Source organism: Hoylesella shahii, from assembly GCF_937990675.1.
Classification (GTDB): Bacteria; Bacteroidota; Bacteroidia; order Bacteroidales; family Bacteroidaceae; genus Prevotella; species Prevotella shahii.
Genome location: NZ_CALKQY010000004.1, coordinates 48,934 through 61,363, shown reverse-complemented (window position 1 = coordinate 61,363; position 12,430 = coordinate 48,934). Strand labels below are relative to the sequence as shown.

The following is a 12,430-nucleotide window of genomic DNA, read 5'->3' as shown; positions in this document are numbered from 1 at the left end:
GAAAAATAATTTGTGAACGACTGATTTTACGGCCTAAAACGATGTTTTTATGCAGCGATTTTCGCTAGAATAAATGTTAAAGCAATTGGTGTTTGTAAAATATTTGCAATCTATTTAACACTATACGTCAGAACTCAAACTTATGATGTAGCATTGTTGCGTAGATTGCTTGGATGGTGGCCTAACCTAAGCGACTACAGCAATAAATAAATACCCATGAAATGATGTGCAAGAGAAGCGAGTTGCAACAAGATTTTACGACTGACCCCTGATTTTGGGTAGCGTGGCACGTTGTAAGTTAGCAAAACACAAAGCCTCACCCACTAACCATGCGCAAAGAAAGGGGAGAAGTGCAAGTATGCGGAGCAAACTCGGCGCATGTTGCACACCATTCAAGTGCAAGGTTTGGGGGTGAGGCTTCTTTTTCTCTTGGGTTAGCTTATTACTTCACTTCCCAGATGTCGTTAGTTTCTAGCAATTCAGTGAAGTTGTGGTAAGAGGCTTTGCCCTTTACGTCTTCAATTTGCTGTTCCACACACTCTTCATAGGTAGGACTTTGAACATCGCGTATAATACCCAGTGCAATGGGGAATCCCTGTTCGTTGTTCATCAGTGCCAGTTTCATTTGCAAAGTGTGGTCTTCGGCGTGAGCATCGTGCACCAGAACGTCGTCTATTGTGGCGCCATTTTCACCTAGTTTCACAACCTTTAGTCCGAAGCCTTCTTGTGCCAGGCCATACTCATTGTTTTCACCGAAGAGCATTTTTTCGCCATGTTTCAAGTAGATGGCGTTTGTTTTTCTTCCAGGCGACGAGTAAACGGGGTCGTAGATGCCATCGTTAAAAATAACGCAGTGTTGAAGAATTTCGCAAACCGAAGTGCCTTTGTGGCGTTGTCCAGCCTTCATTAGTTCCATAACGCCTGGTGCGTCGGTTGCAACGGCACGTCCAAAGAACTTGCCACGTGCGCCAAATGCCAACTCGGCAGGGCGGAATGGATCTTCCACAGTACCAAATGGTGACGATTTAGACACGAATCCGCGAGGCGATGTGGGCGAGTATTGCCCTTTAGTTAGTCCATAGATTCGGTTATTCAGTAAGATAATGTTGATGTCTACGTTTCTACGCAAGCAGTGAATAAAATGGTTACCACCGATAGCCAGTCCGTCGCCGTCGCCACTAACCTGCCAGATGGTGAGATTAGGGTTAGCCACTTTGGCGCCAGTAGCAATAGCAGCCGCGCGTCCGTGGATGGTTTGCATGGCGTAGGTCTTCATATAATAGGGCAAACGGCTAGAGCAGCCAATGCCAGAAATCACTGCTGTTTCGTATGGAGGGATGCCAATTTCTGCCATCGCCTTTTGCAACGAAGCCAAAAAGAAATGGTCGCCGCAACCAGGGCACCATCTTGGGGTGCCTTGTTTATAGTCTTGTGCTGTATAAGTCATAACAGATGTTTTGTTAGTTGACAAGTAAAAGCCTCACCCCCAACCCCTCTCCAAGGGGAGAGGGGAGTGATATGCTTTGTTATTAGGTGGCTAAGATGAAAGAGAAAGTTGGTGGGTTTTGTGGGTTTTGTGGGTTTTTATCAGTCTTGTTTGGCTTGCCCAGCTATCGGTTTGCTTACAAACCTATGGTTATTAGCAACAAACCATATGGCTCAACTCCTTAATGTCTTAACTCCTTAACTCCTCATCGCCATTTTATTCTTCAATGATTTTCTTAAATGCTTCAACCAATTCGGTTACGACTAGCGGTTGTCCCTTCACTTCATTATACTGATAAGGCACAAAACCGTCAATCTTAGCGCGTAGATACATGGCAAATTGTCCCATGTTTTGTTCGGCCACCACCACTTTTTTATATTTGCGTATCACCTCTTCGGTGTTTGCGGGTAGTGGGTTAATATATTTAAATTGTGCCAACGCCACTTTCTTGCCTTGTTTGCGCAGTGCTTTAAGGGCCGAGAAAAGGTGTCCGTAGGTACTACCAAAGCCAACGATGAGCAGGTCGGCGTCTTCATCGCCTTGCACTTCCACATTGGGCACGGGGATATTGGCCACTTTTTGTGCGCGCAAGTGTACCATAAGGTTATGGTTTTCGGGTTCTGTAGAGATGTTTCCTGTTTTTCCATCCTTCTCCAATCCACCAAGGATATGCTCGTAACCCTCGTTTCCGGGAATGGCCCAATAGCGTGCAAGCGTTTCTTCGTCGCGTCTATAGGGCGTGTAGTTATTGCGCATTTCTTCGGTTGCAAAGTGTGGGCGTATTTCAGGCAGTTGCTTAATATCAGGCAATTTCCATGCGCCCGAGCCGTTTCCAAGGAATCCATCAGTGAGAAGGATAACAGGGGTGAGGTGTTCGAGAGCTATTTTGGCAGCCATATAAGCAGCGTCGAAGCAGTCGGTGGGACTTGTTGCAGCGATAACGGGCATAGGTGATTCGCCGTTTCGGCCATAAAGCGCCTGCAACAGGTCGGTTTGTTCGCTCTTAGTGGGTAGTCCTGTCGAAGGTCCGCCACGTTGAACGTCGATAATAACGAGTGGAAGTTCGTCGATAACAGCTAGGTTTATGGCCTCGCTTTTAAGGCATACACCAGGTCCTGAAGTGGAAGTAGCGGCCAGTGCTCCAGCAAAAGCAGCACCGATAGCACTAGCGCAACCTGCGATTTCGTCTTCGCATTGCACTGTTTTTACGCCCAGACTCTTATGTTTAGCCAGTTCGTGGAGAATATCTGTTGCGGGAGTGATGGGATACGAGCCCAAGAACAGTTGCAATCCAGCCTTTTCAGCGGCGGCGATAAGTCCGTAAGCTGTGGCTTTATTGCCAGTGATGTCCATGTAGCGGCCCTTAGTTTTCACTTTCGATTCTATGCGATAAGTGGCTGGAACCGACGAGTGCGTGTTGTGTCCGTAATCATATCCGGCCATCACCACTTTGATATTGCTTTCAGCAACCTGCGGTTTTTTATGGAATTTCTTGCGCAAGAAGTCGAATGCCAGTTCCATATCACGGTTGAACAGCCAGCACACGATACCTAGCGCGAACATATTTCTGCACTTCAGCATCGACTTATTGTCCATGCCTGTGTCTTTAAGGCACTCTTTCACCATCGTTGTGATGGGGCAAGCCACCACGCAGTCCTGGTCGATACCTAGTTCTTCGAGGTAGTTTTCGGTTTTAAACTCGGCCTTTTTCAAGTCTTTTGGGCCAAAGCTATCCGTATCAATAATAATCGTTGCTTGAGGGCGAGCGAATTTATACTGCGTTTTTAGCGCGGCAGCATTCATAGCTACGAGCACATCGCAGAAGTCACCAGGTGTATGCACCTTGTCTTCTCCGATGTGAACTTGATATCCCGACACGCCGTTTAGCGAGCCTTGCGGGGCGCGAATGTCTGCCGGATAATCCGGAAAGGTCGATATATCATTACCAACGGTTGCAGAAATGGTCGAGAAAATATTTCCAGCCAACTGCATTCCATCACCCGAGTCCCCTGAGAAACGAACCACAACTTGGTCCAATTCTTTCACTTCCAATTCTTCGGACATAATAGTAGCACTTAGATTGTTTATAGTTAGAACGAAGGCAAAAGTAAAACAAATAAAAGATAGTTACAAATTTTTTGGCATGAATTTTATTAAAACGTTTTTATCTTTGTGTTTTTTGTGGTGTTATAACGTAAGCTTTGCTGCGTTTTGTGCATGCGCTGGTTATCCAATGCCCTATAATGCCTTGCAGATGGTAAGTCGTTTTAGTCTATATCCACCCTTTATGATAAAGTTTAGGCGACGTTTAGCTTGGTGTGTTCTTTTGTATAATTGCGGTATATATATTGGGGCTAGCTGTAAAACTGGTTGTAAACGTTGCAATAGGTGGGTGATGAAAGGTTAGAGGAAAGGCGAAAAGTAGAAGAAATGAAGGAACGAATAGGCTAACTGCTCTTAATTCCCATTCTGTAACATTGGCAGTAGGCGATGCGATGTTTGTTTTGGGTAATAATAGTTTGCAAATCGCTTTTCTTTTGGCGAGAAAATAGGTTGGATAAGACAATGTTATACAACATCTTTCCTTTCCGTATTCTCACCCTTTTTGTGCTTTTCGCCCGTTCTTTCCTTCACTTTTCTTCTTTCATATTAGCAATTTTCTATCACTTCGGCCAATTTCACGGCATCGTTGCTTCATTGTTTCGAGTGCTTGTGGGTCGGTGCGATTGGCATACGACACGCCACAGGTGTAGACAAAGGGTTGCAATTGCATTCCGCAGAGATTGGCTGTGGGTTTCAATTGTGCGCCAAAAATCTCTTCCAAAGTGTATCCCACAAAGCTTTCTTTGCTGTAAGATTCGGCAGGAGCGCCCGTGGTGAATGATGCAATGAGTTTCTTTCCTTGCAAAGCGGTGCCCTCTGAGCCATAGGCAAAGCCATGCACCACCACGTCTTCAATCCATTTGCGCAGTAGCGAAGGCATGCTATACCAGAAAACGGGGAACTGCAACACGATAACATCGGCCCATTTTAGTTTCTCTTGTTCGGCTGCAACGTCAAAAACGTAGTTGGGATACGCTTCGCTTAGCACGTTAAATTGATACTCGGGATGGGCTTTACGCAGTTCTTCAATGATGGTTTTGTTGGCCACCGAGTCGTTAGTCAGGTTGGTATGACCTGATATGATCAATACATTTTTCATATCTTGTTTGTTTTTAATTTGCAAATTGCGCTTTAATATCTGTCCTTGCCACCCTCTATGGTGTTGGGTCATCGCGCTTTTCTACTGCAAATTTACTTTTTTCTAAAAAAACTGTATTGATAGCGTAAAATTCTCTTTCTGTTCCTTAGTCTTTCATTTGGAACACATAACTTCGCTGAAACTTCCTTCCTTTTATGTTGGAGAAGTCAACAACCGACCTTTTAATAGCTGAATAAGCCACCAAATCGCCTTTGTGACCAAAGATTAAAGTGCAATATTGGTCGGCAAGTGATAGGTTTTCTAGGCTCTTAAGGTCGGAATGGCTAATCCGCAGACCTAGTTGGTGTGGGTCTTGATAAGGAAGAAGGATGTACACACTGTCCCATTCCTCGTCTTCGTACACGTGTTCTAAACAGGGCTTATCGCTGTGAATGGCACTTGCCACCTCACGTTCTACGTCTATTTTGTTGTTGCAGCAACAGCTGAAGGAAAGTGTCACCATCAAAAGGAGGCACACCGCAGCAACCATAGTCATTAGGTCTTTTCTTCTCATCGTCATACTTTTGTTGGTTATTTGTTGGTAAAATGAAGTGATTTGGCCGTAGGTATGGTGCAAATATACGTAAAAAGAGTAGACTTTTAAAAAAATAATCTGTTTTTGTGTTAGCAACTTACCTTTCTCCACTTAAGTAACGGAATATAATATAGTGGGCGAGACTAGTGGATGTGATGAAAAACGACAAGTTGTTATGTATATTTTCTCCCTAAAATGCAAAACAAACACATTAGCTGGCACTTTGCATTTCAGGCCGAAAACTTTTTAGTAACTTTGCGGTTGATAAGCGTGCGAGAACATCGTTTTAACAAAAAAACGATACTTCTCTCCCCCTTTAGGGGGAAAGACGTGATTTGGGGGAGGTAAGTTACTTGTGGCCGGCTCGTTGATTTGCCTTTTGCTTACTCGTTAACTTGTAGGCTAGTAAACTATAAAACAAGAAAATTAAATACAAACAAGATGGAATATAACTTTAGGGAAATAGAAAAGAAATGGCAAAAGCGATGGGAGGAACAGCAAACCTATCGCGTTGTAGAAGACACAAACAAGAAAAAGTTCTACGTACTCAATATGTTCCCCTACCCCTCGGGCGCAGGTTTGCATGTAGGGCATCCCTTGGGTTATATCGCCTCTGATATCTTTGCTCGGCATAAACGTTTGGAAGGCTACAATGTGCTCAATCCTATGGGCTATGATGCTTATGGTTTGCCTGCCGAACAATACGCTATACAAACGGGTCAACATCCTGCCGTGACCACCGAAACCAACATCGCGCGTTATCGTGAGCAGCTCGATCGCATTGGTTTCTCGTTCGACTGGAGCCGCGAGGTGCGCACTTGCGACCCTACATATTATAAATGGACGCAGTGGGCATTCCAAAAAATGTTCAACTCGTACTACGATAACGACCAACAACGTGCTTTGCCCATCGCCGAACTGCAACAGCAGTTGGCCGAAGAGGGAACAGCTGGACTAAATGCTGCTTGTAGCGAAGAGTTGCACATCACGGCCGAGCAGTGGAACGCAATGAACGAACACGAACAACAGGCCACGCTGATGAACTATCGTATTGCTTATCTGGGCGAAACAATGGTGAACTGGTGTGCCGAACTGGGCACCGTGCTGGCCAACGATGAGGTGGTTGACGGTGTAAGCGAACGTGGTGGATACCCTGTTGTACAGAAAAAAATGCGCCAATGGTGTCTTCGCGTTAGCGCGTATGCACAGCGTTTGCTCGAAGGACTGGACAAAGTGGACTGGACCGACTCGCTCAAAGAGACACAACGCAACTGGATTGGTCGTTCTGAAGGGGCCGAAGTGGAGTTTGCCGTGAAAGATAGCGATGAACATTTCACCATCTTCACCACTCGCGCCGACACCATTTTTGGTGTTACCTTTATGGTGCTAGCTCCCGAAAGCGAATTGGTAGACCGCCTTACCACGCCCGAACAACGTGCCGAAGTGCTGGCCTACGTTGAGGCTACGAAGAAAAGAACCGAACGCGAACGCATCGCCGACCGCAAGGTTAGTGGTGTTTTCACGGGCACTTACGCTGTTAACCCCCTCACTGGCGACGCACTTCCCATATGGGTTAGCGATTATGTGCTGGCTGGTTATGGCACTGGAGCCATTATGGCTGTACCTGCACACGACAGTCGCGACTATGCTTTTGCTCGTCATTTCTCGCTACCCATCGTGCCACTTATCGAAGGGGCCGATGTTTCGGAGCAGAGTTTCGACGCCAAAGAGGGCATCGTGATCAACTCGCCCGTGGCTAACAGCGCCGCAAACGAGGGACTTGTGCTCAACGGACTAACCGTAACGGAGGCCATCGCCAAGACCAAAGAATATGTTTCGCGCCACAATTTGGGTCGCATTAAGGTGAACTATCGCCTTCGCGATGCCACATTCTCGCGCCAACGCTATTGGGGCGAACCCTTCCCCGTATATTATAAGGGCGATATGCCCTACATGATACCGCAAGAATGCTTACCACTTGAATTGCCCGAGGTAGACAATTATCAACCCACGGCCATGGGCGAACCACCTCTGGGCAACGCCAAAGTATGGGCGTGGGACGAGAAAGCTTGTAAAGTGGTGGATAAGAATTTGATAGACGGACAACAGGTGTTCCCCTTGGAGCTTAACACCATGCCAGGTTTTGCTGGTTCGTCGGCTTATTTCTTGCGCTATATGGACCCACACAACAACCAAGCACTGGTGAGCAACGAGGCTGTTAGCTACTGGCAGAACGTAGACCTCTATGTGGGTGGAACAGAACACGCCACCGGTCACCTTATTTATAGCCGCTTCTGGAACAAATTCCTCTTCGACCTGGGCGTGGCTGTGAACGACGAACCTTTCCAAAAATTGGTTAACCAGGGTATGATTCAAGGTCGAAGCAACTTTGTTTATCGTGTGCAAAGAACCGAAGGCGATGCTCAAAAGGCGCCTCTCTTCGTGTCGCTGGGAGTGAAAGACCAATACGAGGTTACGCCCATACACGTGGATGTGAACATTGTTCATGGCGATGTGCTCGATATTGACGCCTTCCGCGCATGGCGACCCGAATATAAGGATGCCGAGTTTGTGCTCGAAAACGGTAAGTATGTGTGCGGTTGGGCCGTAGAGAAGATGTCGAAGAGTATGTACAATGTGGTAAATCCCGACCTCATTGTTGAAAACTACGGGGCCGACACGCTGCGCCTATACGAAATGTTCCTCGGTCCGGTGGAACAAAGTAAACCATGGGACACCAACGGAATTGATGGTTGTCATCGCTTCTTGAAGAAGTTCTGGGGCTTGTTCTACAACATGCGCACGGATGAGTTTATCCCCAACGATGCCGAAGCAACGCCCGAACAGCTTAAATCGGTGCATAAACTGCTCAAAAAGGTATCGGCCGACATTCCTGCCTTCTCGTATAACACGGCTGTGGCTGCCTTTATGATATGTGTTAACGAACTGTCGCAAGCCCATTGCACCAATAAAGCACTGCTCTCTAACCTCGTTGTGGCCCTTGCACCTTTTGCTCCGCACATCGCCGAAGAACTTTGGGCGGCGCTTGGCAACAGTCAAACAGTGTGCGATGCCCAATGGCCTGCCTACGAAGAGAAGTATTTGGAGGAAACTGAAGTGCAACTAGCCATTGCCTTTAACGGTAAAGCGCGCTTCCAAATGTCTTTCCCTGCCACAGCAACCAACGCCGAAATAGAGCAAGCAGCCATGGCAGACGAGCGCGCGGCTAAATTCCTTGAAGGCAAACAGGTGCTGAAAGTGATTGTTGTGCCGAAGAAAATCGTTAACATCGTGGTGAAAGGATGATGTTTAAGTTGGTGAGTTTTTGAGTTTTTGAGTTTTTGAGTTTATGAGTTTTTGAGTTAATTAGTTGATTAGTTTTTGAGACTATAAACTCAAAGCCTCATAAACTCAGAGTCTCATAAACTCAAAAACTCATAACCTCCCCAACTCAAAACCTCATAAACTCAAAACCTCATAAACTCAAAACCTCATAAACTCAAAACCTCATAAACTCAAAACCTCAAAAACTAAAACCCTCATAAACTAAATACGATATGACAATCGACCATAAAATGCTCCTTAGCGAGATTAAAGACTATGTGTTTATCACACTCGGATTATGCCTGTATTCGTTTGGTCTGGTGGTGTTTATCATGCCCTACGAGATTGTAACAGGCGGAGTTACGGGTGCATCGCTCGTTGTTTTCTATGCCACGGGCTTTAAAATACAGTACACTTACGCCATTATCAACATCTCGCTCTTGGTTTTGGCACTGAAAGTGCTGGGCTGGCGCTTCCTGTTAAAGACCATCTATGCCACGGCAGCCTTGTATTTCTTGCTGGAATATGCGCAAGAGCTGATGCCGAAGATTGAAGGAACCGACCAGTTTGTGCAGATACTTGGTCCTGGAAACAACTTCATGTCGCTGCTTATCGGCTGTACGTTGACGGGTTCGTCGTTGGCCATCGTGTTCCTTAACAATGGTAGTACAGGTGGAACCGACATCATTGCCGCCGTAGTAAACAAGTTTTTCAACCTGTCATTGGGTCAGGTGTTGTTCCTTGTAGACATCTTTATCATTGGCAGTTGTTTCTTCTTTCCACAGTTTGGCACGTATTACGAGCGGGCTAGAATGATGGTTTTTGGTCTGTGTACGATGATTGTGGAGAACTTTATGCTTGATTATGTGATGAACACCCGACGCGAATCGGTGCAGTTTCTCATCTTCTCGCGTAAGTATCAAGAGATAGCCAGTGCCATTGCTTTGCACACCGACCGCGGTGTTACCATTCTCGATGGGCATGGATGGTACACAGGTAAGGAAATGAAAGTGCTGTGTGTGCTAGCAAAGAAGAACGAAAGTCAAATGATTTTCCGCCTTATTAAAGTGCTCGACCCTAACGCCTTTGTTAGTCAGAGTTCGGTTATTGGCGTGTATGGCGAGGGCTTCGACCCCATTAAGGTAAAAGCAAAGGCCATGCCCGAACCACCCAAACGACCCAAAGAAGAGGCCAAAGAGTAGGCTTTTGCCTTGCAGTGGCTTCGCTTTTGGCATGCTTTGTGCCATGTTGCTTTGCCCTGTAAGTGGTTGTAGCTTTTGTTGCAAACTTTGGTTATTGGCCAGTAAGTGCATTTTGCTGGTCAATAACCATTTATATATAGGCTAGTAAGTGTATTTCTTCGTTGAGAATGTAATACGCATTATTTAACGAACAAAAACAAAAAAGATTAAGTTTTTTAAGTGATTTATATACCTTTGGCGAACGATTGTTAAGGCAAAAGGGAGGGAAAAAGGAGGATAAAAAGACGAAAAAAGCCACAAAAAACAAGGAAAAACCAGGCAGATGCATAGAGAAGGGCAGGCAAAAGCAGGGTGAAGAAAGGGTAAGAGAGGATTTAACAAATAATTATAAGACACGAAAAGCACATTATTCGATGATTTAACTATTTTTCACTACACCCCAATAGGTAGCGCTTGCCCAAGCGGTTGATAATATATAAATTTGCACTTTGTAAGCTTACACATTATTTATATATATAATACAACACTTCGTATGAAAAAACTAGTGATTATTCGCCATGGCGAAAGCGAGTGGAACCAAAAGAACCTGTTCACAGGTTGGGTAGACGTGGAACTCTCTGACAAGGGAAAGGCAGAAGCAAAGCGTGCAGGTGAGTTGCTAAAAGAAGCCGGCTTGGACTTTGATGTATGCTATACCTCTTATTTGAAGCGTGCCATCAACACGCAACAAATAGTACTGAAGGAGATGGAACGCGAGTGGTTGCCCGTTATTAAGTCGTGGAGACTAAACGAACGCCACTATGGAGCCCTCTCAGGTCTTAACAAAAAAGAGACCGCAGAGAAGTATGGCGAGGAGCAAGTACATATCTGGCGCAGAAGTTTCGACGTGCGTCCACCTATGATGGAAGAAGATAACGTGTACTCAGCACGCAAAAATCCCGCTTATCGCGATGTGCCTGTAGAAGATGTTCCTATGTGCGAAAGCCTTAAAGATACCATTGCACGTACTGTTCCTTACTTTGAAAACGAGATTAAACCCCTTGTAATGGAAGGCAAGCGCGTGTTTATTGCAGCTCACGGCAACTCGTTGCGTTCGCTCATTAAGTATTTCGAGAACATCTCTGACGAAGAAATTATCAACGTGGAAATACCCACGGGTACACCTTTGGTTTACGAATTTGACGACGATTTCAAGGTAACCAACAAATATTACCTGAAATAATAACGAAAGTTAGTTGATAAAATACATATTTCATGGGGGATTGGCAGTTGAGAAAACTTGCCGATCCCCCTCTCTTTTATACCTATTATATAGGCGTTTATAGCATGATTGTATGGGCTATTGCACTGAGCAGCGCGCAAAAGTAGTGGCAAAGGCCACACAAAAGCCCTTGGTAACACCTAGCATGAGACTAAAAAGAGATGTCAAGCCCTGCCTCAACCGTGTTATAATCTTTGCGAATGGGTACGATAGGCGCCGTATCATAGATAAGACGATATGTGCCACGCACACCAACAGTTGGCGTAATGCGGTAAGCTAAGTCGACAGCACCGCCCAATCGAGCACTTTTAAGGTAGCTATCGGGCTTGGCTTGGTGGATAAGAGTGGTGGTTAATTGCCAGTGTTCGCCAATAGAATGCCTAAAGCTTACCGATAAATGGCTCTTAATACTGCGGCTATAAGCATGACTACTAACGCCAGCAGGAGGGTCGGGATATTCCCATTTCTCGAATTCGTAGAACAAACCAAGGTTGGCAAACATCAAAAAATGCTTCGTATTTGCCAATCGGTAGCGCGACTGCAATCCAGTAGAAATCTTATAATTCATGCCTCTACTGCCAGCCCATTGCGACTCAACGTAGGGGTAAACCTCAAAAGCGTGCTGCAACAGATAACGAAATTCGGCATGAACATATCCACCGCTCACCATAACTTCTTTGCCATAAGCCGAAAACTCCAGTTTGTTGATAAGGTTCACCACGCGATTTTTGTTAATCAGCAGGTTAAGATTGGCGGTGTTTTTCAGGGTTATCACATTCTCTTTCTCAGTTTTAAAGTCGAGCACGGGCAGCAATGTGCCTTGCAAAGTCTTAGTACTATCAATGTCCATCGTCATTGTTTCCGAGAAAAGCATTTGCGCTTGCGCAGAGATAGAGAGGGACATGGCAAGCAGCAAATAAGCAAATCTGCTAACGTGGCGTTTGCGCTGGCGGGAGGGTTGTGCCCCCAATGACAATAGAGATAACAGCATTTGAACCATCTTTTCATAGCGTGCGCGCTGCACCATTTTATTTTCCTGAATCATATATCTAATTAAATTGTTATTCGTCTTTATCAAACATGGTGCAAAGATAGGATAATAAGTAGGATATCTCTACATAATGATGATGTTTAACACAGGCGAAAGTGTGCAATTGTGTTGAGCATAGGCGTTATTAGGCTTTAAAGCGCGCGTAATTATCAAACCAAACCATTCCGTATGTGCAGCATCAGGCAGATGTGTTAGCCACAAAATCCCGACTAAACGCAATATTTAATGCCCATTTTGGGGATAAATCAATCAATTTTGTAGTCTTTTCGTTATAATGTGTAAATTATTTTCTACACCATTATGTATCAAAATATATTGCCATTACTATCC

At 45.3% G+C, this 12,430-nt stretch carries 8 protein-coding genes; 3 read left to right on the top strand and 5 right to left on the bottom strand.

Features of this window, described 5'->3' with window-relative positions; translation table 11 throughout:
• Positions 1 to 442 precede the first annotated feature (442 nt).
• The 4 genes from QME03_RS00850 to QME03_RS00835 all read right to left on the bottom strand — a co-directional run bounded on the left by QME03_RS00850 (position 443) and on the right by QME03_RS00835 (position 5,247).
• Complete coding sequence (locus QME03_RS00850) at positions 443 to 1,447, bottom strand: 2-oxoacid:ferredoxin oxidoreductase subunit beta (RefSeq protein ID WP_281723154.1); 1,005 nt, start codon at positions 1,445 to 1,447, stop codon at positions 443 to 445.
• Between the two features lie 255 nt (positions 1,448 to 1,702).
• A complete protein-coding gene (locus QME03_RS00845) occupies positions 1,703 to 3,550 on the bottom strand; it encodes a 2-oxoacid:acceptor oxidoreductase subunit alpha (protein WP_281723153.1) in 1,848 nt (615 codons plus the stop codon).
• 580 nt (positions 3,551 to 4,130) lie between these two features.
• The gene (locus QME03_RS00840) at positions 4,131 to 4,688 is read right to left on the bottom strand and encodes an NAD(P)H-dependent oxidoreductase (RefSeq protein WP_281723152.1); all 558 of its coding nucleotides are present in this window, start codon (positions 4,686 to 4,688) and stop codon (positions 4,131 to 4,133) included.
• Positions 4,689 to 4,833: 145 nt separating this feature from the next.
• Positions 4,834 to 5,247 carry a hypothetical protein gene (locus QME03_RS00835; protein WP_281723151.1) on the bottom strand — a complete coding sequence of 138 codons (414 nt, stop codon included), beginning with the start codon at positions 5,245 to 5,247 and terminating at the stop codon, positions 4,834 to 4,836.
• Between the two features lie 456 nt (positions 5,248 to 5,703).
• On the opposite strand from QME03_RS00835, the gene leuS reads away from it, so the two are divergent.
• From leuS to gpmA, 3 genes are all read left to right on the top strand, one after another.
• On the top strand, positions 5,704 to 8,568 hold the full coding sequence (gene leuS, locus QME03_RS00830) for a leucine--tRNA ligase (RefSeq protein ID WP_281723150.1): 2,865 nt from the start codon (positions 5,704 to 5,706) through the stop codon (positions 8,566 to 8,568).
• Between the two features lie 251 nt (positions 8,569 to 8,819).
• Positions 8,820 to 9,788 (top strand): YitT family protein, encoded by a 969-nt coding sequence (locus QME03_RS00825; RefSeq protein WP_110370405.1) that lies wholly within the window; start codon positions 8,820 to 8,822, stop codon positions 9,786 to 9,788.
• A 532-nt stretch (positions 9,789 to 10,320) separates the two neighbouring features.
• The gene (gpmA, locus tag QME03_RS00820) at positions 10,321 to 11,010 is read left to right on the top strand and encodes a 2,3-diphosphoglycerate-dependent phosphoglycerate mutase (protein ID WP_281723149.1); all 690 of its coding nucleotides are present in this window, start codon (positions 10,321 to 10,323) and stop codon (positions 11,008 to 11,010) included.
• A 190-nt stretch (positions 11,011 to 11,200) separates the two neighbouring features.
• On the opposite strand, the gene QME03_RS00815 is transcribed toward gpmA, so the two are convergent.
• A complete protein-coding gene (locus QME03_RS00815; protein WP_410521744.1) occupies positions 11,201 to 11,953 on the bottom strand; it encodes a hypothetical protein in 753 nt (250 codons plus the stop codon).
• Between the last annotated feature and the right edge of the window lie 477 nt (positions 11,954 to 12,430).

Coding starts and splice junctions, on each gene's coding strand:
- gpmA (WP_281723149.1), top strand. CDS start 10,321: ATGAAAAAACTAGTGATTATTCGCCATGGCGAAAGCGAGTGGAACCAA.
- QME03_RS00815 (WP_410521744.1), bottom strand. CDS start 11,953: ATGTCCCTCTCTATCTCTGCGCAAGCGCAAATGCTTTTCTCGGAAACA.
- leuS (WP_281723150.1), top strand. CDS start 5,704: ATGGAATATAACTTTAGGGAAATAGAAAAGAAATGGCAAAAGCGATGG.
- QME03_RS00850 (WP_281723154.1), bottom strand. CDS start 1,447: ATGACTTATACAGCACAAGACTATAAACAAGGCACCCCAAGATGGTGC.
- QME03_RS00840 (WP_281723152.1), bottom strand. CDS start 4,688: ATGAAAAATGTATTGATCATATCAGGTCATACCAACCTGACTAACGAC.
- QME03_RS00835 (WP_281723151.1), bottom strand. CDS start 5,247: ATGACGATGAGAAGAAAAGACCTAATGACTATGGTTGCTGCGGTGTGC.
- QME03_RS00845 (WP_281723153.1), bottom strand. CDS start 3,550: ATGTCCGAAGAATTGGAAGTGAAAGAATTGGACCAAGTTGTGGTTCGT.
- QME03_RS00825 (WP_110370405.1), top strand. CDS start 8,820: ATGACAATCGACCATAAAATGCTCCTTAGCGAGATTAAAGACTATGTG.